The 24,983-nt window shown below is 33.6% G+C and carries 21 protein-coding genes; 8 read left to right on the forward strand and 13 right to left on the reverse strand.

Annotation, left to right across the window (positions count from 1 at the left end; genetic code table 11):
* Positions 1 to 129 precede the first annotated feature (129 nt).
* A complete protein-coding gene (fumC, locus tag ACNQGG_RS12625) occupies positions 130 to 1,527 on the reverse strand; it encodes a class II fumarate hydratase (RefSeq protein WP_417964502.1) in 1,398 nt (465 codons plus the stop codon).
* Positions 1,528 to 1,785: 258 nt separating this feature from the next.
* Between fumC and ACNQGG_RS12630 the strand changes: the two genes are divergently transcribed.
* The gene (locus ACNQGG_RS12630; protein ID WP_143386564.1) at positions 1,786 to 1,956 is read left to right on the forward strand and encodes a hypothetical protein; all 171 of its coding nucleotides are present in this window, start codon (positions 1,786 to 1,788) and stop codon (positions 1,954 to 1,956) included.
* Between the two features lie 153 nt (positions 1,957 to 2,109).
* Here ACNQGG_RS12630 and ACNQGG_RS12635 read toward each other — a convergent pair whose 3' ends face one another.
* Positions 2,110 to 4,572, reverse strand: coding sequence for a TonB-dependent receptor (locus ACNQGG_RS12635; RefSeq protein WP_417964504.1), 2,463 nt, complete (start codon positions 4,570 to 4,572; stop codon positions 2,110 to 2,112).
* 82 nt (positions 4,573 to 4,654) lie between these two features.
* Positions 4,655 to 4,996: an arsenate reductase (glutaredoxin) gene (gene arsC / locus ACNQGG_RS12640; protein WP_417964505.1), complete on the reverse strand. Its 342-nt coding sequence runs from the start codon at positions 4,994 to 4,996 to the stop codon at positions 4,655 to 4,657.
* Between the two features lie 99 nt (positions 4,997 to 5,095).
* Here arsC and ACNQGG_RS12645 point away from each other — a divergent pair, with 99 nt between their 5' ends.
* Positions 5,096 to 6,043: a CPBP family intramembrane glutamic endopeptidase gene (locus ACNQGG_RS12645; RefSeq protein ID WP_417964507.1), complete on the forward strand. Its 948-nt coding sequence runs from the start codon at positions 5,096 to 5,098 to the stop codon at positions 6,041 to 6,043.
* Between the two features lie 5 nt (positions 6,044 to 6,048).
* Entirely contained in the window at positions 6,049 to 7,095 is a 1,047-nt protein-coding gene (locus tag ACNQGG_RS12650) for an AMP-binding protein (protein WP_417964509.1), read from the forward strand.
* A gap of 70 nt (positions 7,096 to 7,165) precedes the next feature.
* Here ACNQGG_RS12650 and ACNQGG_RS12655 read toward each other — a convergent pair whose 3' ends face one another.
* The 5 genes from ACNQGG_RS12655 to lpxD all read right to left on the reverse strand — a co-directional run bounded on the left by ACNQGG_RS12655 (position 7,166) and on the right by lpxD (position 13,012).
* Positions 7,166 to 7,588 (reverse strand): DoxX family protein, encoded by a 423-nt coding sequence (locus tag ACNQGG_RS12655; protein ID WP_417964511.1) that lies wholly within the window; start codon positions 7,586 to 7,588, stop codon positions 7,166 to 7,168.
* A 151-nt stretch (positions 7,589 to 7,739) separates the two neighbouring features.
* Positions 7,740 to 8,375, reverse strand: coding sequence for a hypothetical protein (locus ACNQGG_RS12660; protein ID WP_417964513.1), 636 nt, complete (start codon positions 8,373 to 8,375; stop codon positions 7,740 to 7,742).
* Between the two features lie 209 nt (positions 8,376 to 8,584).
* The gene (locus ACNQGG_RS12665) at positions 8,585 to 10,147 is read right to left on the reverse strand and encodes a S41 family peptidase (RefSeq protein WP_417964515.1); all 1,563 of its coding nucleotides are present in this window, start codon (positions 10,145 to 10,147) and stop codon (positions 8,585 to 8,587) included.
* Positions 10,148 to 10,216: 69 nt separating this feature from the next.
* Positions 10,217 to 11,845, reverse strand: coding sequence for an acyl-CoA carboxylase subunit beta (locus ACNQGG_RS12670; protein WP_417964517.1), 1,629 nt, complete (start codon positions 11,843 to 11,845; stop codon positions 10,217 to 10,219).
* A 168-nt stretch (positions 11,846 to 12,013) separates the two neighbouring features.
* Entirely contained in the window at positions 12,014 to 13,012 is a 999-nt protein-coding gene (lpxD, locus tag ACNQGG_RS12675; RefSeq protein ID WP_416858382.1) for a UDP-3-O-(3-hydroxymyristoyl)glucosamine N-acyltransferase, read from the reverse strand.
* A gap of 229 nt (positions 13,013 to 13,241) precedes the next feature.
* On the opposite strand from lpxD, the gene ACNQGG_RS12680 reads away from it, so the two are divergent.
* Positions 13,242 to 13,955 (forward strand): L,D-transpeptidase family protein, encoded by a 714-nt coding sequence (locus ACNQGG_RS12680; protein ID WP_417964519.1) that lies wholly within the window; start codon positions 13,242 to 13,244, stop codon positions 13,953 to 13,955.
* Between the two features lie 165 nt (positions 13,956 to 14,120).
* On the opposite strand, the gene prfB is transcribed toward ACNQGG_RS12680, so the two are convergent.
* Positions 14,121 to 15,219 (reverse strand): peptide chain release factor 2 gene (gene prfB, locus ACNQGG_RS12685; RefSeq protein ID WP_417964521.1). Its coding sequence is split into 2 segments (ribosomal slippage): positions 14,121 to 15,155 and positions 15,157 to 15,219, totalling 1,098 coding nucleotides; the frame shifts between segments, so codons are not numbered across the junction.
* 191 nt (positions 15,220 to 15,410) lie between these two features.
* Between prfB and ACNQGG_RS12690 the strand changes: the two genes are divergently transcribed.
* Positions 15,411 to 16,433: a threonine aldolase family protein gene (locus ACNQGG_RS12690; protein WP_417964523.1), complete on the forward strand. Its 1,023-nt coding sequence runs from the start codon at positions 15,411 to 15,413 to the stop codon at positions 16,431 to 16,433.
* 84 nt (positions 16,434 to 16,517) lie between these two features.
* Here the strand turns inward: ACNQGG_RS12690 and ACNQGG_RS12695 are convergent, their stop codons facing one another.
* Positions 16,518 to 16,838, reverse strand: coding sequence for a YbaB/EbfC family nucleoid-associated protein (locus ACNQGG_RS12695; protein ID WP_035671607.1), 321 nt, complete (start codon positions 16,836 to 16,838; stop codon positions 16,518 to 16,520).
* Positions 16,839 to 16,976: 138 nt separating this feature from the next.
* On the opposite strand from ACNQGG_RS12695, the gene ACNQGG_RS12700 reads away from it, so the two are divergent.
* Together ACNQGG_RS12700 and ACNQGG_RS12705 are read left to right on the forward strand one after the other, a co-directional pair.
* Positions 16,977 to 19,037 (forward strand): S9 family peptidase, encoded by a 2,061-nt coding sequence (locus tag ACNQGG_RS12700; protein ID WP_417964525.1) that lies wholly within the window; start codon positions 16,977 to 16,979, stop codon positions 19,035 to 19,037.
* Between the two features lie 71 nt (positions 19,038 to 19,108).
* A complete protein-coding gene (locus tag ACNQGG_RS12705) occupies positions 19,109 to 20,149 on the forward strand; it encodes a cysteate synthase (protein ID WP_417964527.1) in 1,041 nt (346 codons plus the stop codon).
* Between the two features lie 178 nt (positions 20,150 to 20,327).
* Here ACNQGG_RS12705 and ACNQGG_RS12710 read toward each other — a convergent pair whose 3' ends face one another.
* The 3 genes from ACNQGG_RS12710 to gcvT all read right to left on the reverse strand — a co-directional run bounded on the left by ACNQGG_RS12710 (position 20,328) and on the right by gcvT (position 24,263).
* Positions 20,328 to 21,041 carry a YebC/PmpR family DNA-binding transcriptional regulator gene (locus ACNQGG_RS12710; RefSeq protein ID WP_417964529.1) on the reverse strand — a complete coding sequence of 238 codons (714 nt, stop codon included), beginning with the start codon at positions 21,039 to 21,041 and terminating at the stop codon, positions 20,328 to 20,330.
* A 102-nt stretch (positions 21,042 to 21,143) separates the two neighbouring features.
* The gene (locus ACNQGG_RS12715) at positions 21,144 to 23,174 is read right to left on the reverse strand and encodes a S41 family peptidase (protein ID WP_417964531.1); all 2,031 of its coding nucleotides are present in this window, start codon (positions 23,172 to 23,174) and stop codon (positions 21,144 to 21,146) included.
* A gap of 6 nt (positions 23,175 to 23,180) precedes the next feature.
* Positions 23,181 to 24,263, reverse strand: a complete 1,083-nt coding sequence (gcvT, locus tag ACNQGG_RS12720; protein ID WP_417964533.1) for a glycine cleavage system aminomethyltransferase GcvT — start codon at positions 24,261 to 24,263, stop codon at positions 23,181 to 23,183.
* 263 nt (positions 24,264 to 24,526) lie between these two features.
* On the opposite strand from gcvT, the gene ACNQGG_RS12725 reads away from it, so the two are divergent.
* Positions 24,527 to 24,961 (forward strand): DUF2147 domain-containing protein, encoded by a 435-nt coding sequence (locus ACNQGG_RS12725; protein ID WP_417964535.1) that lies wholly within the window; start codon positions 24,527 to 24,529, stop codon positions 24,959 to 24,961.
* Positions 24,962 to 24,983 lie beyond the last annotated feature (22 nt).

The following is a 24,983-nucleotide window of genomic DNA, read 5'->3' on the forward strand; positions in this document are numbered from 1 at the left end:
ACGGTTTTCTTATTTGGTAAAATGACATAAAGACGCACTGCAGTGCGTCTTTACAATCATAAAATAAAAACCCTGCAACATAGTACGTTGCAGGGTTTTTTGATAAAAATGTTGCTGTACCAGCATTAATTATTTCAAGCTCCCAACCATGTCTTCCGGTTTAACCCAAGCATCAAAATCCTCTGAAGTTACATAACCCAAACCAACGGCTTCCTCTTTTAAAGTAGTTCCATTTTTATGTGCGGTCTGAGCAATTTCAGCAGATTTGTAATATCCAATTTTAGTATTTAAAGCGGTAACCAACATCAATGAATTGTCAACCAATTCTTGGATTCGTTTGTAGTTTGGTTCGATACCTTGTGCGCAATGCTCGTCAAAAGACATACAAGCATCACCTAATAATCTAGCTGATTGCAAGAAGTTTGTAGCCATCAATGGTTTGAAAACATTCAATTCATAATGACCTTGCATTCCTCCAACAGCAATAGCTACATCATTCCCCATAACTTGTGCGCAAACCATAGTTAATGCTTCACATTGTGTTGGGTTTACTTTTCCTGGCATGATAGAAGAACCTGGTTCGTTTTCCGGAATAATGATTTCTCCAATTCCTGAACGTGGTCCAGAAGCTAGCATACGGACGTCATTGGCAATTTTATTCAATGAAACCGCTAGTTGTTTCAATGCACCGTGTGATTCTACGATGGCATCATGTGCTGCTAAAGCTTCAAATTTGTTTTCGGCAGTTACGAATGGATGACCCGTAAATTCAGCGATATATTCGGCTACTTTTACATCGTATCCTTCTGGCGTGTTTAATCCGGTTCCCACAGCTGTTCCTCCTAAAGCCACTTCTGATAAGTGTGCCAAAGTATTTTTAACTGCTTTTAAACCGTAGTTCAATTGCGCTACATAACCTGAAATTTCTTGTCCTAATGTCAATGGCGTAGCATCCATTAAATGCGTGCGACCTATTTTAACCACAGTATTAAATTCAACTGCTTTGGCATGAAGGGTGTCTCTTAGTTTTTCAACACCAGGAATGGTGATTTCTACTACCGCTTTGTACGCTGCAATATGCATTCCAGTAGGGAATGTATCATTCGAAGATTGTGATTTGTTTACATCATCATTAGCTTTGATGAATTGCTCGCCTTCGCCAATGTTGAATCCTTTTAGAACTTGTGCACGATTTGCAACCACTTCATTTACGTTCATGTTACTTTGCGTACCTGAACCCGTTTGCCAAATTACCAATGGAAATTCGTCATCTAGTTTTCCGGCTAGGATTTCATCACAAACGGCTGCAATTGCATCGCGTTTTTCGACTGGTAAAACGCCTAAATCGCAATTAGCGTAAGCCGCTGCTTTTTTTAAGAAAGCAAAACCTTCAATAATTTCTTTTGGCATGGAAGCCGATGGACCTATTTTGAAGTTGTTTCGGGAACGTTCTGTTTGTGCGCCCCAATATTTGTCTGCAGGAACCTGCACTTCACCCATCGTGTCTTTTTCTATTCTAAATTTCATTGTGTTGTTATTTATAAGTATTAAGTAGTTTAGTAGATTTTTAGCCCCGATAGCAGTAAAAATCCTTTTATGCCGTCCCGAAACTTCGGGACGGCATAAAAGATTGCAACGGATAGCGGGATCAGCTCCAAATTCTGAGCCCAAAAATACGGATAATTCCCTTTTTATAAAAATTGATTGGTAGTTTTTGTTACTTTTTATTGGTAAGAAAAGGAATTAAACTTACATTTGTGGCTACATTCAAAAATTCCGGAAAACATGTTTGAATTTTCACAGTACTTAGGCTTTTTACTTTTCTTAACCGTTCTTACAATAGGATTTTGGTTAATGTTTTTTCTTGTTGGTTTCGTATCCTATTGGGTAGGAGGAGCGACTTGGGAAGCATATAAAGAGAAAAGAGCAAAAAAGAAGCAAGAACAATCAGTATAATCTAATTGTTTTATAAAAAAAGGACCCGTGAAAACGAGTCCTTTTTTTTTGTGGTAAAAGATACTTCCGGAGCTATTTTATAAGGAAGAGCATTAATTGTAATAGATTTATTCTTAAATAAAAAAGGACCCGTTTTCACGAGTCCCTATTATTTTATCCTTGAAAATCGCCTCCATCGCCATTTTCATTTTGATTTTTCTTAGGTTTTTCTTTTTCATTTTTAGGTTTGTTGAAACGATACGTAAATGATACGTTAAACTGTCTTACTCTCCACTGCATTTCAGAATAAGAATTCAGCACGCCTGGAAGATTTGTTTCCATAATTCTTTTTCGGGAATTGAATACATCACTTACATTAAAAGAAAGGGTTCCTTTGTCTTTCATCACATCTTTGCTGAATGCTAAGTTGGCACTAAAATTACCTAGACTTCTACCTTGTGCGTTGTCTTGTGGGCCATTATAGGTTGCATTAGTTTGCCAGTCAATTTTGTAGGGTAAATTAACTTTTGATGTTATACGAGCGAACCAGGAAGTTGTTGTATTGTCAAAATTTTGTATAACTTCTTTATCATTAAAATCAATATATTTAAAATCACCTTGTGTTTGGTTTCTGAAGAAATTGAAGTTCCCGTTTAATTTCCACCATTTGTATGGAGAATAATTTAAGGTAAATTCAAATCCAGTTCTATACTCTGTAGCCAAGTTTATTGGGGAACTGAAAATAACTGGTGTTCCATTTACAAAATCGCCAGACTCTCTTCTTGCAAATTGGAATGCACCGCTGGTTTTGTTCACGTATAATGAAGTGTTGAAGGTTAATTTATCCCAACGTTTGAGATATCCTAAATCAATAGCATCACTGAATGCCGGATCTAAATCAGGATTTCCCATAAAAATATTGATGTTACTGGATAAATTGCTGAATGGATTGATCATTCTCCCTCTAGGTCTTTGAATTCTTCGGCTATAGCTTATGGAAGCACTACTTTTCTCTGAAAGTTCATAAGTCAAGAAAGCACTAGGGAAGAAGTTATTGTATTTTTTAGTGTTGAAATCATTCGTTGCCAATTGGTTGATTTCTATATTTGAATCTTCAAAACGCAATCCTAAAAGGGCTGAAAATTTATTTACTTTCATACCATATTGCGTGTAAATGGCATTCACTTTTTCTTTGTATTCTAATGTATTGGTGAAGTTTGGGTCAATCACTCCATCATTTTGCACTTGGTAATCAGTGACTAATTTAGAGAAATCACCGCGATATCCTGCCTCAAATTGACTTCCTTTTCCCAAAGGTAAAACATAATCTGCTTGAAGTAAATTTCTGTTTTGAGTTTGATTGTTTATCGTTTTATCAAATAAAACTGCACTTGAATTTGTGGATGTGTCAGTAATTAAAGCGTTATTTTTATCGTCGTTAGAGGAAAACGAACCGTCAACAGTTAATTTATGGCCGTCTTTTTTAAAGTTTTTGATAAAATTTGTTGCAAACTCTACATTTTCACTTTTACTGTCTTCTTTGTTGATACGAGTTCGAGTATAGTCGTAAACACGGTTAGCATTATAGTTTTTTTGGAAAACATTATCCGTGTTATCACCATTATTTTTTCTGTAATTAAAAGTATTAGTCCACGAAGTAGATTGGTCTATATACAATTCGATACCAAAATTCCCATTATAACCTTTGCTGAATCTATCGTTATCTCTATTTTCATCCACATAATTTCGAATCGAATTATCGGAATTTAAATATTCAGTATTTGTAATCATATTTCCAGGGCTACTTCTGTAATTATAACCTTGATTGGTAAAAAGATTAAAATTCTTTGATTTAAAATTTAAAGTACCGCTCAAGCCATAATTTTCAGGATAACCTGTAGAAGCAATAAAAGTTCCATTTAGTCCCAGATTCTTTCCTTTTTTTAAAATAATATTCAATAAACCACCTCCGCCTTCCGCATCATATCTGGCCGAAGGATTCGTTATAACTTCTACTTTTTCGATAGCATCAGCAGGAATTAATCGCAATGCATCAGCTATATTTATCGCATTTGAGGGTTTTCCATCGATAAGTATTTTTACATTGTCATTACCACGAAGACTTATATTTCCTTCCACATCCACTGAAACTGATGGAATATTGTCAAGAACATCACTAACTGTTCCTCCTTTTACCATTAAATCGCTACCCACATTATAGACTTTTTTGTCTAATTTTATTTCAACAGTCGTTTTTTCAGCTCTTATGACCACTTCATTCAATTGCGCCGCATCTTCATCTAAGGCAGTTGTGCCTAAATTAATATTTTGCTGAATGCTTTTTTCCTTGATTTCAGATAATTTGAAAGAGATAAACTCAATTTTTATATTATAAATGCCAGGATTCACATCAATACTGTATTCTCCTTTTGCATTTGTAATTCCGCCGGCAAGTGCTTTTGGGTTTTTAGCGTTTATGAATGTGATTGTTGCGTATTCTAACGGTTGCTTGCTCACTTTTTCAATTACTTTTCCGCTTACTTTTACTTTTTGTACAGGGCTAGATTCCTGAGCAAAATTTATTAGGCTTGTAAATAAGAATGCAAGCGCTAAAAGGGTTTTTAACTTTTTGGGCATTTTTGTAGTTTTAGTTTTTCTTTTTAGATTGTAGAAAACAGCTTTGGTTTAATTTGTAAATCATAAAAAAGTGTTAATTTAATTATAGTAAATCAGTCACAAGATCTAGATCTCTACCTATTATTGCTTTGTTTCCTTTGATGACAATAGGTCTTTCAATCAGAATTGGATTAGAAACCATTGCTTCAATGATTTCGTCATTCGTCATTGGTTTATTTTTGAAATTTTCTATCCAAATTTTCTCCTTTTGGCGCACTAATGCAAGAGGTTCAAAATTTAATTTTTGAATAAGACTTTTTAATTCATCAAATGTTGGAATGTTGTCAAGATAATTAATGATTTCAAATTCTTTTTCGGATTTTTTTATAAAAGTGAGGCAGTTTCTTGATTTTCCGCAACGCGGATTGTGGTATATTTGTATCATCTGTTTTTTAAGTAAATTGAGAATTAAAATTTTATTGTTAGAGTGACAAAAGTAAAATTTGTTACTCTAATTTTAATACTATATAAAAATAAAAAATCTATGTTTATAGAACTAGGAATAAAGTCTGAGAATAAGTTTTGGAAGTATATTTTAGGATCAGTAATAATTATTTGTGCTTCTTTTTTAGGTCAGGCACCTTTACTAATTGCGTTGTTTTATGAAACACTTGTAAAAGGGAAACCATATCCTACTACCAATAATGATATTATGCGTTTTTTTGAACCAAATTTGACTTTGTTTTTGATATTAATTTCATTTGTTTTTGCAATGCTTGGAATTTTATTTGTTGTCAAATATTTGCACCGTCAAACGATGCTTTCCATAACTACATCAAGAATTAAGGTAGATTGGAACAGGGTATTGTTTTCGTTTTCTATTTGGTCAATTTTCACCATTCTGTCAACAGTATTATTTTATTTTTCGAATCCAAGTGATTTTGTAATTAATTTTAAACCCATTCCATTTGTAATTTTAGTTATTATAGGAACGTTATTAATACCAATTCAAACCAGTACCGAAGAATATATTTTCAGGGGCTATTTGATGCAGGGTTTTGCGAATCTTGCTAAAAATAAATGGTTCCCATTAATTATGACTTCTGTTATTTTTGGAGCCATGCATATTTCAAATCCGGAAGTTTCTAAAATAGGGAACATTGTTTTAGTGTATTACATTGGAACAGGATTATTATTAGGAATCATTACCTTGATGGATGAAGGAATGGAGCTGGCCTTAGGTTTTCATGCTGCCAATAATTTAGTTAGTGCTTTATTAGTGACTTCTGATTGGTCTGCGTTTCAAACCCATTCTATTTTTAAAGATATTTCGGAGCCTTCGGCTGGTGTAGATGTTATATTGCCTGTTGTAATCATTTACCCGATACTTTTATTTATCTTTAATAAAAAATACAATTGGACAAACTGGAAAGAAAAATTAACAGGAAAAATGGAAGAACCAACACCTTATAATCATTTAAAATCAATATAATTACCATGGATAAAATCACTTACAAAAACGTGAATAATCATTTTAAGCTAAATGGGTTTCATCTGAATCGAAAAGATTTATGTAGAGTAGCGTACAGTTTTATTAAAGAAGGTGAGGAGCACGAAAAATCTGTTGGGGATTTTATACTCGATTGGTTTGATAAAAAAAGCTACATCGAATTAAATACATCTGGAACTACAGGAAGCCCAAAAATTATTCATATGGATAAACAGGCCATGGTAAATTCGGCTTTGGCAACAGGCGATTTTTTTGATTTACGTCCAGGAGACAAAGCCTTACATTGTTTGCCAACGAAATATATAGCAGGAAAAATGATGTTTGTCAGAGGTTTTATTTTGGGGCTTGACATGGATTTTGTTGCGCCAAGCTCGCATCCGCTGTTGCATAATGAAACTAAATATGATTTTGTTTCGATGGTACCTTTGCAGGCTGAAAATTCATTAACGGAATTAAAAAACGTAAAGAAAATGATTGTTGGGGGCGCTAGAATGAGTAGTCCGCTAGAAAAAAGCCTCTCTAAATTGAGTACTAAAGGGTATGAAACTTATGGCATGACAGAGACAATTACGCATATCGCTGCCAAGAAAATAGGAGAGAAGGCATTCACTGTCTTACCTAACATAAAAATATCTCAGGATGATAGAAATTGTCTGGTTATCAATGCGCCAAAAATCTCAGAAGAAACAATTGTAACGAATGATTTGGTCGAATTGATAAATGAAAATGAATTTGTTTTTTTAGGTCGAATTGATAATGTAATAAATAGCGGAGGAATTAAATTGATTCCCGAACAAATTGAGGAAAAGTTATCGAATAAAATTCTTTCAAGATTTTTTGTGACTGGAATTCAGGATGCTACTTTGGGCGAAAAATTAGCCTTAATTATCGAAGGTGAAAAACAACCTTTGGACGAAACGATTTTTGATGGTTTAGACAAATATGAAAAACCCAAAGAAGTGTTTTATGTTTCAAAATTTATAGAAACCCAAAATGGGAAAATAAAGAGGAAAGAAATTCTGGAACGTATTTAGAATATTCTATCTAGTTACTTGATATAAAAAAGCATCTTGTTTAAAAACGGGATGCTTTTTTAGTTTTTTATTATTGTTGCATTTTAAAATAGTAATCGGCTGAATGTTTCCCGCTTCCATAAAATAAGAAAAAGACGCAAATTCCTAGTATGAGTATTGCTAACGATAAATTTTGCGAATGCATTTCTCCCATAAAATTTACAATAATTGCCCCAATCAGTATTGGTAATTGCGCTATTATTGCCCATCTGGTAAGTAAACCAAAAGCAATCATTATTCCCCCAACCATATGTGCCGGTGCGATGTAATGTATCAGAAACATTCCCCCACCAATTTTGTCGATTGGAGATATTAAATCTTGTAAGTATTGGATGTTTGTTATAAAAGAAATTCCTTTCATAAACAAAAAGATTCCAAGTGCTATTCGTACCAAATCAAGTGATAAATAAGTGTGTGCATTTGCCCACTTATTTAAATTTTTTACGTTGCTCATAATACTATAATTTAAAATAATTAACACTAAGTTACTGATTTTTATAGATATATAAAAATATTTTTTTTTAAATTTAAAGCATTTATTTTTGACTATTATTGAACCGGAATACCGTTTTCTAATAAAAAAGCGGTATTAGCGATAAGAAAACTCAATATATGAAACGGTATTTTACCTTGAGACCAAGACTATTTTCAGCATGACCATGTGCTAAAAATTGAGTGAAATCCATTGATAAACCGAGTTTGTTTTTTTTACTACCAATGATAAAATACCTTCCCATATAGAAAGCTGAAGAAAGTCCAAATTGCTGGGCTCCTCCGCCAAATTCAGATACAAAGCCTAATCCGAATTTTCTGTCTGCATCTGAAAGGGCGTACCCTAATCCGGATTCTATTCCCCAATACCATTTGGGAGTAAAACTATATTGCGTATTAACCTTTATGGAAAAGATACTAAAGTTACTGTATAAGGTCCTTTCTTTTAATGTGCTCTCAGGTGTTAATGTAGGTGTGTTTTTTTTTACAAGCCAGTAATCATAATCGATTTTAACACCCAAGTCCCATTTTGGTGAAACTTTTTTCCATGCCCTTATGTTAATGCCAATTTCAAATTTATGGGAGCGATACATTTGAATGTGTACCGGCAATGATAGATTAATACCGGATTCTAAATAAATTTTTTTGTTTTGTTCAGATGAAATCTCATTTTCAGATGCTGTCTGTGCAGTAACAAACTGTACAAATAGCAGCACCATGCTTAAGAATACAATCGGAATCTTTTTCATTTTTTCTGAGAATTAATTAATTTAAATATTCAGAAATTACTTTATTGCATTGAAAAAAATAAGATAGTAAAGACGATTGGTATTTGTTGTTTAATAAGACAAAACAAAGATACAAATAACTATTAATCAATGATATAAAGATTAATTAAATATTGATTCTAAGTTTTTGTTGAGTGTGTAAAGTATATTATAAATTTGGAAACGATTTTTTAAATGCCTGATTTTATATCATCTAAAATCCAATTCATTTCAGGGCCATTTTCTTTTGTTCGATCTTCAATTGTAGGAATTATTTGCATATCAGGAAATATGCCACGACCTTCTAAAGTTGTTTTGAAATAAGGAGCCATATACATTAATCCAATGCGAATTTGGATGTTAGTATTTGGCAATTTTACACGAGGCATAAAACCAGCAACGGTCCCATTATAGGCTCCACCTGTTTCTTCGCCTACAAAATAGGTTCTTTTGGAACCTTTTAAATTAGAAGAAATAATGCTTGAAGCCGAAAAACTTCCGCCATTGATAAGAACATAAATTTTTCCTTTGAAAGCATTTTTACTCACTTTATGAGGCTTAGTTTGTGTTGCATAGTAATTTTTTCCGTTTAGGTTTTTATGAACAGTGAACAGTAAATAACTATACACTATTGGCGAAAAAATCGTTTTTAAAGCTTTAAAACCAAAAGAACCACCGCTTAGATAGGCTCCTTTAAATAAGCTCGATTTTGAAACGACCTCAGATTTATCCAAAAATACAAAAGTGGAATCTGCTAAAAAGGAATATAAATCGACAATTTCACTTACTCTTCCGCCTCCATTATTTCTAAAATCAATAATAAGCGTTTTTGACTGATGCATTGCAATTTTACTAAAGCTTTCTTTGTAAAAAGTTTTATAATCGCCAATTTTGAAACTTCTAATTTTCATTATGGCTATACTGCTGTCTTTTTCTAAAAAGTGCAGGTTCCGATTATAATTTTTTTCAACGGAATAATAACCATTAACCTTTTTCTTTTTTCTGATTTCTTTCGACTTGGCTTTATCTTTAAGAACCCGCTTTTTTTTGATTTTTTTAGAATGCGTGCCATTTGTATCTTTCTTTTTTCTTTTTATTGTAATGGTTTTTAAGCTATCATTAAATTTGAAATCAAATTTCAGACTATCCTTAATTCCATATTCATTGGTGAATAGTGTAGAAAAACGTTTGCCTGAATAATTGGTTTTGTAAGTGGTATTATAACCGTCAGAACTATAATATTGGTTGTATTCCTGAATTAAATCGCTTGGCTTTGTATTGTTTACAGCAATGACTTCAGTTCCTATTTTTATAGTTTTGTCATATGACTTGTTTTTTACAACATACAATTTTTCATTGAAAAGCTCAAAATCAAATTGTGAAAAAGGGCCCGCTCCTTTTTTAATTAAGACTTTGGTTTCTGCTTTTGTCAATAATTTCGTTGGTGGATAAACCAAAAGATGTCCTTGTCGCACCGCAGCAACCACTGGACTTAATTTTTTGTAAAAATTAAAAGAGGTTATTGGTTTTGTAATTGTTGCTTTTAGACTGTCAAATTTATAATCTAAGGCTTCCTTACTTATATACCAGTATAAATTGGGGTGTAATTCCTGTAATTTTCGATAAGTAAAATCAACATCCGATTTTAACTTCTCTTCCGATATCAAATCATTCAAATGCTTGTTGTGCTTTTTTATGGAAGCACATTGAACAAAAAAGAATACTATAAAGAGGTATAGAGCTGTTTTTTTCATGTTTTTAACTACGTAAGTTTTTCCTGAACACTGACTGCGATCTAAATTTAGAAATTTGCTGTCCGGAATTTAAACCTGAATAACTCCTAAATTAAATTTCTTTTCAATAGGCGAGTGGTTGGCCGCTTCGATACCCATAGAAATCCAGGTTCGGGTGTCTAAAGGATCAATTATGGCATCAGTCCATAATCTGGAGGCAGCATAATAGGGCGAAACTTGTTCGTCATATCGTGCCTTTATTTTATCGAATAATTCTTTTTCTTTAGTTTCATCCACAACTTCCCCTTTTGCTTTAAGCGAAGAAGCTTCAATTTGTGCCAATACTTTGGCTGCTTGCGTTCCACCCATAACGGCTAGTTCCGCACTTGGCCAAGCAAAAATTAATCTTGGATCATAGGCTTTGCCACACATGGCATAATTTCCTGCTCCATAGGAGTTTCCAACAATAACTGTGAATTTTGGAACAACTGAATTGCTTACGGCATTCACCATTTTCGCACCATCTTTAATAATTCCGCCATGTTCTGATTTAGATCCTACCATAAAACCGGTAACATCTTGAACGAATACTAAAGGGATTTTCTTTTGGTTGCAATTAGCGATAAATCGGGTGGCTTTGTCCGCGCTATCGGAATAGATTACGCCTCCAAACTGCATTTCGCCATTCTTTGTTTTTACCACTTTTCGTTGGTTGGCAACAATTCCTACTGCCCAACCGTCAATTCTGGCATAACCGGTTATAATGGTTTGTCCGTAACCATCTTTGTATGCTTCAAATTCGGAATTATCAACTAAACGATTGATGATTTCCATCATGTCATATTGTTCATTACGAGCTTTTGGCAAAATACCATAGATTTCATTTTCGTCAAATGCTGGTTTTTCCGATTTAATTCGGCTATAACCCGCCTTATCGAAATCACCTATTTTATCAACTATATTTTTTATTTTGTCTAATGCGTCTTTATCATCTTTGGCTTTATAATCTGTCACACCTGAAATTTCACAATGTGTGGTTGCTCCGCCCAATGTTTCGTTATCAATGCTTTCGCCAATGGCAGCTTTCACCAAATAACTTCCCGCAAGGAAAATACTTCCCGTTTTTTCGACAATTAAAGCTTCATCGCTCATAATTGGCAAATAGGCCCCACCGGCAACACAACTTCCCATTACAGCAGCGATTTGGGTAATTCCCATGCTGCTCATTTGGGCATTATTTCTAAAAATCCGACCAAAATGTTCTTTATCCGGGAAAATTTCATCTTGCAAAGGCAAATAAACGCCTGCACTATCTACTAAATAAATGATTGGTAGCCGATTTTCCATCGCAATTTCCTGCGCACGTAGGTTTTTCTTTGCGGTAATTGGAAACCAAGCACCCGCTTTTACGGTAGCATCATTGGCCACAACAATACATTGCTTTCCTTTGATATAACCTATTTTAACCACAACACCACCTGAAGGACATCCGCCGTGTTCGGCATACATTCCTTCACCAACAAATGCGCCAATTTCTATGCTTTTAGCTTTGGCGTCAAGCAAATAATCGATGCGTTCCCTAGCGGTCATTTTGCCTTCACCATGTAATTTTTGGATGCGTTTTTCACCACCACCTAATTTAACGACCGTTAATTTTTGTCGCAATGCTGAAAGTAAAAGTTTATTGTGGTCTTCGTTTTTGTTGAAATTCAAATCCATGATGAAAGAATATTAAAAAAATAGTTTGCGCTAAAATACAAAATCCAACGAAATAAATTTTATTATTTTAATTGGTTTAGAAAGAAAATCGAATGTATGTTTGACATTAAAACAAAAAAACAGAAGGTAACTTCTGTTTTTTTATGAATTTAATAAAAAAGTGATAATTTATTTTTTCGAATCATTTACGAGTCTTTTCAAAATTGCCCATTGTTTTAATGCATCACGAGCTTCAACGGCCGGATAGCCTAACATGGTTTTTCCTGCAGGAATATCTCCCGTAACACCAGATCCAGCACCTACAATGGCACCGTCGCCAATAGTGGTGTGGTCTTTTATAGAAGCGCTTCCGCCAATTATAACCCCGTTTCCTAGTGTTACGGAACCAGCCAATCCACTATTTCCGGCCATGATACAAAAACGGCCTAATTTACTGTTGTGGCCAATTTGGACTAAATTATCAATTTTACAACCATCACCTAAAACGGTAGAACTGAATTTCCCTCGGTCAACGCAGGTATTGGCGCCAATTTCAACACTATTTCCTATAATAACATTTCCAATTTGTGGGATTTTAACCAAACCTCTTTCGGGATCCGGTCGAAAACCAAAACCATCTGCTCCAATTGTCGCATTGGGATGTATAATACAATCATTTCCTATGTGACAACGCTCTCTGATTACAGCTCCTGACCAGATTATAGTATTTTTTCCTACGGTACATTCATCCAAAACAGTAACATTAGGATATAGTGTTGTATGGTCACCAAGTACAACTTTAGGGCCTATGTAACAACCTGCGCCAATTCTAACGCCATTACAAATAATCGCTGTTTGGTCGATAACTGCAGTTGGATGAATATCAATGTTAAATAACGGGGTTGGAGGGGCAAAAAGAGCTAAAACTTGCGACATGGCTAAATCCGCATTTTTCACCTTAATAAAAGCTCTGTTTTCTCCTGGCTCTATCGAAATATCCTCGTTTACAACTGCAACACAAGCTTTAGAAGTTGCCCAAAGTTTTTCGTATTTTTTGTTTCCAATAAAAGAAATTTCGGATTCATTAGCTGCTTCAAGTTGTTCAGGAGCAGTGATATTTTGGATCGTACTTCCGACAATAACCCCTTTTAAAATTTCATTTATTTCTTGGATGGAATAGGATTTCATTACGTATTAGATTTGAATTTGGTAATTTTATCAAATAAAGCAATTTAGAGTTAAAATTCCTAATGCTTTATTTATTACCAAGTTTTAAAATTCGTAGAATAAAAAATTGGAGTTAGAACAGTATAATAGTTTTATGATAAATTTGCTACGTTTGTAAGTAAGAATACAATTCGAATTTAGAATGCTAATGTGATTTTCTTGATGGCTATTTAATAATATCCCCAAAATAATGAAACTTTTAAACCCATTTTTGTTTTTGCTTGCAATACTATTTTTTTGTGATACCCTAAAGGCTCAAACAAATACTACTACGATTAAAAATGCATTATTAATTGCAGCGCTTAATAAAAGTAAGTTAGAAAATAGCAAACAATTATTGGTAGTGTACAATTATCAACCGGAAAGTTCTACTGCTTTTTTTGTAGCATTAGAGAAAAAAGATAAGTGGTTGGTGAAATATGGTCCAGTAAAAGTTGGTATTGGTAAAAATGGTTTTGCACCGCCACTTAATAAACGTGAAGGTGATGGAAAATCCCCAACAGGAATATTTAGTTTTGGAAAATTATATACGTATGAAAAACAACTAAACACACTATTGGAAAACCAACAAACAACTGCCGAAGATAAATGGATTGATGATCCTAATTCAGAGGACTACAATACGTATGTGAAAGGTGCTACCAATGCAAAATCGTATGAAAATCTATTATTAAAGACTGATGCTTACAAGTATTGTATGGTTATAGAATATAATATGAACCCAATTATAAAAGGAAAAGGGAGTGCAATATTTTTTCATTTGGCTGTTAAAAAACCTCTTTTTACTGCTGGTTGTGTTGCTATTGATGAAGAAAATATGAAGTTGATGGTAAATTGGTTAGATCCTAAACGAAACCCAACAATTATTATGGGGAATTTTAATGTTTTGAAAAGCGGTTTGTAAATCTTAGAACATTAAACGTCTGAAAATAAGCTATTATAATTAAAAAAAAATCCTCTCAAACATTTCGATAAACGAAAGTGGAGAGGATTTTTATATAAAATTTGGGATTTCTCCTTCTCCCGAAACTTCGGGAGAAATAATAAGTTAGAGACTGAAAGCTGAAAACTATTCCTCTTCTTTCTGTCCCATCATCATTAAATAGGCTTTCAAGAATTCATCAATTTCTCCATTCATAACGCCGTCAACATTGCTGGTTTCGTGACCTGTTCGAACGTCTTTTACTAGTTTATAGGGCTGCATCACATAATTCCTGATTTGTGAACCCCATTCTATTTTCATTTTACCAGCTTCGATATCAGCGCGTTGTGCCTGTTTCTTTTTTAGCTCAATTTCGTATAATTGAGACCGTAACATTTGCATCGCACGTTGTCTGTTATCTTGTTGGGAACGTGTTTCGGAACATTGTATTTGAATTCCCGTTGGTTTGTGAAATAATTGTACTTTGGTTTCGACCTTATTTACATTTTGTCCACCTGCGCCACTGGATCTTGAAGTTGTAATTTCAATATCAGCCGGATTAATATCAATTTCGATACTGTCATCTACAAGCGGATAAACATAAACGGAAGCAAATGAGGTGTGACGCTTAGCATTACTGTCAAAAGGCGAAATTCGAACCAATCGGTGTACGCCGTTTTCTCCTTTTAAATAGCCAAAAGAATAATCGCCTTCAAATTCGAGTGTTACGGTTTTTATACCCGCAGATTCTCCTTTTTGGAAATTCAGTTCTTTTATTTTGTATCCATATTTTTCGCCCCACATCATGTACATGCGCATGAGCATTTCGGCCCAATCGCAACTTTCGGTTCCACCGGCACCAGCAGTTATCTGCACAACAGCACTCAAAGTATCGCCTTCGTCCGAAAGCATGTTTTTGAATTCTATTGCTTCTATATGATTGGCAGTAGTCGAGTATTGCTCGTCTAATTCTTCGGCCGTAAGTTCTCCTTCTTTATAAAAATCATAGGCGAGTTGCAACTCATCAGTCATTTCGACTGCTTTGTTGTAATCTTCAATCCACTTTTTCTTGTTTCTAAGGTTTTTTACAATGACTTCAGCTTCTTTTGCATTGTTCCAAAAGTCGGGAGCAAAAGTTTTTTCTTCTTCGTTTGAAATTTCAATTAGTTTGGCATCAACGTCAAAGATACCTCCTCAACGCACCAAGGCGCTCTACAATACCCTTTATTTGTTCGGTAGTTGTCATAAATTATATTAAATTAAATAGGTCGGTTTTCCAATATTTATACAAAATGCCGTTATATCATTCATTTAGATTAGTTTTAACTGAACTAGCTTGAATTAACAAACGGTATTATGTAATTTTGTGGCACAAAAATAGAAAAAATTTACGAAGGGACAATTCTTGAATTGTCCGTACTGAAAATAAAAATAGATATGGAAATAAATTTAGTTAGCGATACGATTACCAAACCTTCTCGCGAAATGTTAGTGCATATGTTGAATGCCAAAGTGGGAGATGACGTATACAAACAAGACCCGACTGTAATTGAGCTCGAAGCTAAAGTTGCCGAAATGTTCGGGATGGAAGCAGGGCTTTTTTTTCCATCAGGAACTATGGCAAACCAAACGGCTATAAAATTACATACACAACCAGGGGAACAATTAATTGCTGATAAATATGCGCATGTCTATCATTACGAAGGTGGTGGTGTTTCTTTTAACAGCGGTGTCTCCTGCTGTTTATTAGACGGAAATCGCGGAATGATAACTGCGGAACAAGTGGCTGGAGCAATTAATGATCCAGAGTTCTATCACAGTCCGTTAACGAGTTTAGTTTGTGTGGAAAACACAACTAATAAAGGTGGCGGTGCTTGTTATGAATTGGAAGATTTACAAAAAATAAAGCAGGTTTGCGATGCCAATAATTTGAAATTTCACATGGATGGCGCCCGAATCTGGAATGCATTGGTAGCCAAAAAGCAAGATCCTAAGGCATTTGGAAAACTATTCGATACTATTTCGGTTTGTTTGTCTAAAGGTTTGGGAGCACCAATAGGTTCGGTTTTACTGGCTGACAAAGCGACGATTCACAGAGCGTTGCGAATCCGAAAAATATTAGGCGGCGGAATGCGTCAGGTTGGTTATTTGGCGGCAGCCGGAATTTATGCCTTAGATAATAATATGGAGCGTCTTGCCGATGACCATCGAAGAGCTAAAGAAATTGCCGAAGTGTTAAAAAACGTAAGTTGGGTAGCTTCGGTAGAGCCGGTGGAGACTAATATCTTGATTTTTTCATTAGTTCCAAATTGCATTGAAAAGAATTTAATTGAATTGTTAAAACAAAAAAACATTTCGATAAGTTCTATGGGGCATGGAAAATTGAGAATAGTAACGCATCTTGATTACCGTGAAGTGATGCATACGTATGTTATGGAAACCCTACAAAAATTAGTGTAATTCTGTTTGGAAAATTTGTTTGAAGTTTAAGGTTTAAAGTTTTTATCGCAATCAAAAAATGTTAAACCTTAAACTTTAAATTTTTTATTTAAAAAGATTATCCATTCCTGGAATCATTGGCATATCCATTTTTGCAACAGCATCAAGTTCAGCTTCATTTGTTTTAGTCGCTTTTTCAATCGCTTTATTTAGGACTAAAATCATATAATCTTCCAGTTGTTCTTTGTCTTCTAAAAGAGAATCGTCAATAGTGATTGATTTTATTTTTCTGTTGGCTGTCAAAGTAACTTTCAACAAACCGTCGGTACTTTGCTCGTCAATAAGCACAGTGTCTAAACGCTTTTTAGTGTCTTCTATTTTTTGTTGGGTTTCCTTAAGTTTTCCCATCATTCCCATTAAATCCATTTTGATAAATTTTAAATATTGAACTACGAAATTACTACATTCGGGTTAATAAGCATGTTAAATAAGATAGAAAATTGAATCGTTTTAAAATGTCTTTGTGCTATTTTTGTAGCTTCACTTAAATATAAAGAGCAAACGATGCCAGAAAATATACAACCACCAGTTGCCAAAATAATTCCAAAAACATTAGAAAACCTAGGTGATTCAAGAGTTGATAATTACTTTTGGTTAAACGATAGAGAAAATCCTGAGGTTATTGATTACCTGAATAAAGAGAATGAGTATTACCATAAAATGACGGATCCTACCAAAGAGTTCCAAAAGGAATTATTTGAAGAAATGAAGGGGAGAATTAAGGAAGATGATGAGTCTGTTCCCTATTTATATAATGGATATTACTACATCACCCGTTTTGAAACTGGAAAAGATTATCCTATTTATTCTCGAAAAAAAGAAAGTCTTTCGGCAAAAGAAGAAATCATGTTCGATTGTAATGAGTTGGCCAAAGGACAATCTTATTTTCAATTGGGTGGTTTGAGTATTAGTCCGGATAATAAATTAGCTGTTTTTAGCACGGATACGATTGGGCGACGTATATATACTATTCAGGTTAAGAGTTTAGAAACCAATCAAATTTTAGAAGATAAAATAGAAAAGATTACAGGAACTGCTGTTTGGGCAAATGACAATAAAACCATTTTTTATTCTTCGCAGGACGAAGTTACGTTGCGATCTGATAAAGTCTTCAAACATAAATTAGGTTCAAAACAAGCGGATGATGTTTTAGTTTATTTTGAAAAAGATGATACGTATAATGTTGAAGTTGCAAAATCTAAATCCAGAAAATATCTGGCAATTGAGTCTGGAAGTACCCTGACAACCGAATATAGAATTCTGAATGCAGACAATCCGGATGGAAAATTTGAAATTTTTCAAAAACGAATCCGAGGAGTAGAATATAGCATTAATCACTATAAAGACAGTTTTTATATTTTAACCAATAAAGATGATGCCGAAAATTTTAAATTGATGAAAACGCTGGAAACATCCACATCACAAGAAAATTGGACGGAAGTTATAGCGCATCGAGAAGATGTTTTATTGGAAGACATTGAAATTTTTGCTAATTATTTAGTAGTTGAAGAACGCTCGAATGGTTTGAACAAAATCAGGATTATGCCTTGGAATGGGGAAGGGGAGTATTATTTGCCTTTTGAAAGCGAAACCTATACCGCTTACACCACAACCAATGTTGATTTTGAAACAGAAATTTTGCGTTACGGCTACCAATCCATGACAACTCCCTCTTCGGTTATTGATTTCAATATGACAACCAAGGAAAAAGAGGTCAAAAAAGAGCAACAGGTTCTTGGAGGCAAATTCGATAAAAATAATTATAAAGAAGAACGTGTTTGGGCAACAGCAAAAGATGGAACCAAAATTCCAATTTCGATGGTGTACAGAAAAGAGTTGAAAAAAGACGGGCATAATCCCTTGTTGCAATACGCTTATGGTTCTTATGGACATTCTATGGATGCCACTTTTTCTTCTACACGATTAACATTATTGGACAGAGGATTTATATTTGCGATAGCGCACATTCGAGGCGGTGAAGATTTGGGACGACAATGGTATGAGGACGGAAAATTATTAAAAAAGAAAAATACGTTCACTGATTTTATCGATTGCTCTAAATTTCTGATTGATCAAAAATACACTTCCCCGGAACATTTATATGCCGAAGGGGGATCTGCCGGAGGTTTATTGATGGGAGTTGTGGTGAATTTAGCACCTGAATTGTATCATGGAATCATAGCACAAGTACCTTTTGTGGATGTAATTACTACCATGCTTGATGATAGTATACCGCTTACAACTGGAGAATATGATGAATGGGGGAATCCAAATAAAAAGAAATATTATAAATACATGTTGTCGTATTCTCCTTACGACAATATAAAAAAACAAAATTATCCTAATATGTACGTATCTACAGGTCTTCATGACTCACAGGTACAATATTGGGAGCCAGCGAAGTGGGTCGCAAAATTACGAACAATTAAAACGGATGCAAATGTTTTATATCTGGATACCAATATGGATGCAGGTCACGGAGGAGCATCTGGGAGGTTTGAAGCTATAAAGGAATTAGCAAAAGAATTTAGTTTTTTATTAGATTTAGAGAAAATTAAAAAGTAATTAGATTTTTTTTGTTAAATTTGCAACGTTCGTGGTTAAATTAAAAATTGCCTGCGACTAACTATTTTTTTATGAAAGAAGAAATAAACGCTTATAATAATGTTTTAGAATTAATAGGTAACACTCCACTTATTAGGCTAAATAAAGTCACCGAAGAGTTAGAAGGTAATTTCTATGCAAAGGTAGAAGCTTTTAATCCAGGACATTCTTCTAAAGATAGAATAGCATTATACATAATCGAAGAAGCTGAAAAAAGAGGGATTTTATCTCCTGGTGACACCATTATCGAAACTACATCGGGGAATACCGGTTTTAGTTTAGCGATGGTAAGTATCATAAAAGGATATAACTGTATTTTAGCAGTAAGTTCTAAATCATCTAAGGATAAAATAGACATGTTACGCAGTTTGGGAGCAAAAGTTTATGTTTGTCCTGCACATGTCTCCGCAGATGATGAGCGTTCGTATTATAATGTAGCCAAACGTTTGCACGAGGAAACTAAAGGTTCTGTTTATATCAATCAATATTTCAATCAATTGAATATTGATGCACATTATAAATCTACTGGCCCTGAAATTTGGAAACAAACAAATGGTAAAATTACACACCTAATCGCATGCAGCGGTACAGGAGGAACCATTTCTGGAACAGCAAAATACTTAAAAGAACAAAACCCTAATATTAGAATTCTTGGAGTTGATGCTTTTGGTTCGGTATTAAAAAAATACCATGAGACCAGAGAATTCGATAACGATGAGATTTATCCATATAGAATTGAAGGTTTAGGTAAAAATTTAATTCCATCTGCAACTGATTTTGACCTTATTGATAAGTTCATGAAAGTTACTGATGAAGAAAGTGCGCATTCTGCCCGAGAAATTGTAAAAAAAGAAGGTTTATTTGTAGGCTATACTTCTGGAGCAGTAATGCAAGCAATAAAACAATATGCTGACGAAGGTGAATTTGATAAAAACAGTAATGTAATTGCCATATTCCCTGATCATGGTTCTCGATACATGAGTAAAGTGTTTAGTGATGACTGGATGAATGAACAAGGTTTCTTTGACAGTATTAACGAAGAAGAAGCGCAAAAAATTGAATTTATAAAATAAGTACTGAGATTTTAGAATCAAGTATTAAGATAAAAAACTCCATCAGCTTTAAGTTGATGGAGTTTTTCAGTTTAAGTGATATTCCGTTTCTTAGTTATAAATAAATTAGAAGGTATATAAACAAAAACTCCAGATTACTCTGGAGTTAAGATGTAATATTAAAACCGCGATTTGATAGCTATTCTTCTTCCATTGTATGATACACGTTCATCACGTCATCATCTTCTTCCAATTTTTCAATTAGTTTTTCCACATCGGCAACTTCAGCTTCAGACAGTTTTTTAGTTATTTGAGGAATTCTTTCAAATCCGGAAGAAAGAATTTCTAATCCTCTGTTTTCTAATTCTTTTTGAATAGTTCCAAAACTTCCAAACGGCGCATAAATTAATATACCATCTTCGTCTTCAAAAACTTCTTCTGCACCAAAATCGATTAATTCTAATTCTAATTCTTCAGGGTCGGTTCCATTTGCTGGAATTCTAAAGTTACACGTATGGTCGAACATAAATTCAACCGAACCTTGTGTTCCCATTGTTCCGTTACATTTGTTAAAATAACTTCTAACATTAGCAACGGTCCTGTTATTATTATCAGTAGCGGTTTCAACCAGAATTGCAATTCCATGAGGAGCATATCCTTCAAATAAAACTTCTTTATAGTTAGCGGTATCTTTATCGGTTGCTTTTTTGATTGCACGTTCTACGTTTTCTTTTGGCATATTAACTGCCTTGGAATTCTGAATAACTGCTCTCAATCTTGAGTTGGCATCAGGGTTTGGTCCACCTTCCTTTACAGCCATCACAATATCTTTACCAATTCTGGTAAATGCTTTGGCCATTGCTGACCAACGTTTCATTTTTCTTCCTTTTCTGAACTCAAACGCTCTTCCCATTGCTAGTTTATTATTTTGATTTGCAAAAATACAGTTATTCCTTATTTTACCAAAATCAAATTAAATTCTTTTATCTAATTTAAATAAATTTGTAGTATTATTTTACTTCAAAGTATTAAAATCTTCAATTATCGTAATGGCTTCATTTAAATAATGATTCTTTTTTAATGCATCTAACTGGAATTGATTGTTGCTTTTTTCTAATGGATGAATGGCCAGAAGGAATTTGTTGAAATTTGAATTGTAAACATTCAAATTAATATTTCCGGAATCAAAAGAATTAATATCGGCCCATAAATTACTGACTTCATTTTGTTCCTCAAAAACCATATCAATTGTCAATGGTATTGCTTTTTTTGGTTGGTTTACTAAATCATCGATTCGTCTATTAATCGTTTTTATAGCATTAAAATAAGAATCGTTAATGATTCGGAGTTTACTGTTTTCTGCTACATTTTGAATTAAATGATTTTTCACATAAGGTTTAAATTTAATAAAAGTATCAATACTGTCATTTTTGAAAGCTGTAGGAAAGTCATTTTCTTTTTGAAAGATTTTTTCATAGATTTCCGGCATTTGAACATTTGGAAATACACCTACACTTTGATGACTTCCCCCAGTTATTCTGTAAAATTTATTGATGGTTAATTTTATAAAATTTTCAGTATCATTTTCTTCTAAAGGGACTATGGTTTGCATAGTTGCTTTTCCTAAAGTAGTACTGCCGATTAATAATGCCCGATGATAATCTTGAAGAACCGATGCGAAAAATTCACTCGCTGATGCTGAATTACCATTTATTAAAAGTACAATTGGATCTTTGTAAATCATTCCTTTATAGGGATCATAAATTGTAGTTTTCCCTTTTTTATTGTCAATTACTACGGATATTGGACCGTTATCAATAAACATTCCGGCTAACTTTATCGCTTCTTCCATCGATCCGCCCCCATTATCCACTAAATCAATAATTAATCCCTTAATGTTATCTTTCTTTAATTTTATTACTTCATTGGCAACATCTTGAGCACAACCTTTACCGCTGTAGCCCTCTAAATCTGCATAAAAACTAGGGATTTTTATATATCCTATTTTGCTGTCTTTTTCAACAATAAAACTGTAAACAGTGTTTTCTTCGTCTTTTATGACTTGCTTCTCGATTAGTACTTCAAAATTTTTTCCAGAATTACGGCGCAGTGTTAATATGATGTTTTTATTGGCTTCTGAGAGAATCATGTTCGAAATAGATTCCAGTGAAGCACAAGAAACCAGTAAAGTCTGTTTTAGGTTTGAAATTGAAATAATCTGATCTCCTTTTTTTATTTTTCCAGTTAAAAATGCGGGACCATTTGGATCTAATTCATCTACAATAATTTCACTTTTTTCATTTAAGCTTACATTTAGTCCTAATGATAAATGTTCCTTGGATAACGAAGCTACAAAACTTGACTTGGAATCATCACTAAAATAAGCGGTATGTGGGTCGAAATAACTGCAAAAATGATTGTATAGACTTTCGGCTAAGTTCGATTCATTTTGTAAAATGCTATTTATTCTGCAAAGTTCATTTTGAATAATAATGTTTTTCGAATGAATGGCCAATACATTAAAATTGGTTTTAATAGAATCCAGATTTTTGCTTACTTGAGAAACATCATCCAGAATTTCGTATCGAATTTTTTTTCTCCAAACTTTTTCGACTTGATTGTCTACCAAATAGATTGGAAATGCTTTTTTATAAAATCGAATCGTATCTTTCCCTTCGTAGTCGATAGTTTCTTTATCGATTTTTTCTAAAATGTTCTTATTTCTTAAAATATCCTTTTTGTAAACAGAAGCAATATCGGTCAGAAAAGTACAATCCTTATCTTTGATGAGGTTGTCAATATTAAAACGGTATTTTTGAGATAAAATATCATATTCTGATTTTAGAAAAACAGTTCTCGAAGGATCAAGTTGGTCGATAAAACTATCAAAAACAAAAACCGATAAACTGTCGTCTACCGGTTTTGGATTAATATGTTCACGTTGTATTAACGCATTTATTTTAGAAAGTGTTTCACAAGTTTTTACCTCATTTTGACCTAAAAGTGAAAATGTAGTCAGCAAGAATACAAGTAAAAGTTTCTTCATTTATTTTTATTTCTTGTAAAAAGGTAATTTCACTACTTTGGCAGGAACATCATTTTTACGGATTCTGATAAAGATTTCACTCTCCAAAGCACTGTTTTCTACAGTTACATAACCCAAACCAATTCCTTTATTCATTGATGGTGACATGGTTCCCGAAGTTACAATTCCTATAGAATTTCCGGTAGTATCAACGATTTCATAATCGTGTCTTGGCACCGCACGTTCCTGCATTTCAAAAGCCACTAATTTTTTAGTAACTCCTGCTTCTTTTTGTTTTTTCAGGTTTTCTGAATTCGTGAATTCTTTGGTGAATTTAGTAATCCATCCTAAACCAGCTTCCAAAGGAGAAGTACTGTCGTTGATGTCATTTCCATACAAACAAAATCCCATTTCTAATCGTAACGTATCACGAGCGGCAAGACCTATTGGTTTAATCCCAAAAGAAGCACCAGCTTCAAAAACTTTATTCCAAATTTGTTCTACTTCTGAATTTTTGCAATAAATCTCAAATCCTCCGGAACCAGTATATCCTGTAGCCGAAATAATTACGTTCTCAATTCCTGCAAAATCACCGACTTCAAAATGGTAATACGGAATAGCTGATAAATCCTTAGAAGATAATGATTGCATGGCTTCAACAGCTTTAGGACCTTGAATTGCCAATAGCGAATAATCATCAGATAAATTTTTCATTTCGACTCCTAAGTCGTTATGAGCCGAAATCCAATCCCAATCTTTATTAATATTCGAAGCATTTACAACTAATAAATACTGCTCCTCTTTTATTTTGTATACGATTAAATCATCTATAATTCCGCCATCATTGTTTGGTAAACAAGAATATTGTGCTCTTCCAATTGTCAAAGTAGACGCATCATTAGAAGTTAGTTTTTGTATCAAAGCCAAGGCATTTGGTCCGGTAAGCAAGAATTCACCCATGTGAGAAACATCAAAAACACCTACTGCATTTCGAACCGTTTCATGTTCTGCATTCACACCTTCATATAAAATAGGCATATTGTATCCGGCAAACGGAAGCATTTTTGCTCCCAAATTCTCGTGTATGTGCGTAAGCGCAGTATTTTTCATTGTTGTTTTTTGTATAGAATTTCAAGTGGCTAATTTATTGATTTTATTTCGGGTGACAAAGACGTAAAGAAGCTAAATTTAAAGTTTCAAACGTTTTCGTAATAACAGACGGAACATTTTTTTAAATAATTCTCAGGATTTAATCCAATGAAGTTAGGAAGCTATTTCCTGCTATTCATTACTATCTTTTCCTTTTTAATGTTTAATTTTACAATTAATTAATTTGAGGTCTCTCAATTTGCGAGAACAAAAAATCAACCATCATGAAAAAAAGGATATTAGTTATTATAACACTGTTTTTTGTTACTATTTTCTATGGTCAAAATCAAACGGTTATTGGTAAATGGAAAACGATTGATGATGAAACTGGAAAAGCCAAATCAATAGTGGAAATCTACGAGAAATCTGGAAAAATTTATGGTAAAGTAATTGAAATTCTCGAACAAGAACATAGAAAAAAGGTTTGTAGTAATTGTTCAGGCGAGGATAAAAACAAACCTATTCTTGGAATGATAGTGATAAAAGGATTGACAAAGGAAGGAAATGAATATACAAGAGGTAAAATCTTAGATCCCAAAAACGGGAAGCTTTATAAATGTTACATTACTTTAGAATCAAAAGACAAACTTAAAGTTCGAGGTTTTATAGGGATTTCATTGTTTGGACGAACACAATATTGGTACCGTGTAAAAAGTTAATTCAAATAGAATGAGTTCAATA

Origin of the sequence: Flavobacterium esculini (genome assembly GCF_048284325.1) — a bacterium.
Lineage (GTDB): Bacteria > Bacteroidota > Bacteroidia > Flavobacteriales > Flavobacteriaceae > Flavobacterium.